Raw genomic sequence first — 1,092 nt, forward strand, 5'->3', positions numbered from 1 at the left:
GATTGATAGGCGATGGCAGGTCGCCCTCCAGCAGTTCAATCTCCTTCTTTTTTTCCATTTCCGGATCAGGGATAGGCACCGCTGACAGCAGAGCTTTGGTATAAGGATGACGCGGAGTATCATACATGGGTTCAGCTTTGGCGGTTTCCACTTCATTACCCAAATACATCACCAAGACCCGGTCACTGATGTGTTTCACTACGCTCAGGTCGTGAGCAATAAAGATCAGGGACAGACCCATTTGTTTCTGAAGCTCTTTCAGCAGGTTAACTACCTGCGCCTGAATGGAAACGTCCAGAGCACTCACCGGCTCATCACAGATCACCAGCTTCGGCTTGAGAATCAGTGCCCGGGCAATACCAATCCGTTGGCACTGACCACCAGAGAACTCATGGGGATAACGGTTAATCACGTTTGGCAGAAGACCTACCTTGGCCATCATTTCACGAACCTGAGAAAGAATGTCATCTTTCGAGAGTTCCGGATAATAGTTGCGCAGAGGTTCGGCAATGATATCGCCTACGGTCATTCTCGGGTTCAGTGACGCCAGAGGATCCTGAAAGATCATCTGGATATCTTTGCGGATCTCTCTCATGGCTTTTTCTGGTAGCCCGGCAATATTGCTTTCCTGCCAAAGGATTTCACCCTCTGTAGCTTTCACCAGACCAATGATCGAGCGGGCCAGTGTTGATTTGCCGCAACCAGACTCACCCACGACGCCGAGAGTTTCTCCTTCGAAGAGATCAAAACTGACACCATCAACGGCTTTCAGAACCGGGGATTTCTCCCAGGGCCAGTTTTTGGCTTTATGAATCGGGAAGTGAACCTTTACATCCCGAACTTTCAAAATAGGCTGAAGGCTATTTTTGCGCTGAAAGCTATCTTTGTTGCGCCGAAGGCTCATGCTGCCACCTCCCTGCCGGAAGTATTAACGGGGGTATCAGGTGTCCAGAAACAGGCTTTCTGGCGACCGTCACCAAAGTTCTCCAGAGGGGGGGCCTCCTGCTGGCAACGTGGGATGACATGAGGGCAACGCTCCTGGAAAGGACAGCCCTGTGGCAGGCTCAGCAGGTTCGGAGGATTACCCGGAAT

Annotated in this window: 2 protein-coding genes; both read right to left on the minus strand. The window is 51.2% G+C overall.

Features of this window, described 5'->3' with window-relative positions; translation table 11 throughout:
- A partial coding sequence (locus tag KDK17_RS10495; RefSeq protein WP_257288037.1) for an oligopeptide/dipeptide ABC transporter ATP-binding protein occupies positions 1-904 on the minus strand: 904 nt, incomplete at its 3' end.
- Positions 901-1,092 (minus strand): oligopeptide/dipeptide ABC transporter ATP-binding protein (locus KDK17_RS10500; protein WP_373691587.1); only part of this gene is annotated, 192 nt, incomplete at its 5' end. The genes KDK17_RS10500 and KDK17_RS10495, both read right to left, overlap by 4 nt.

Source organism: Endozoicomonas sp. SESOKO2 (assembly GCF_024606245.1).
Taxonomy (GTDB): Bacteria; Pseudomonadota; Gammaproteobacteria; order Pseudomonadales; family Endozoicomonadaceae; genus Endozoicomonas_A.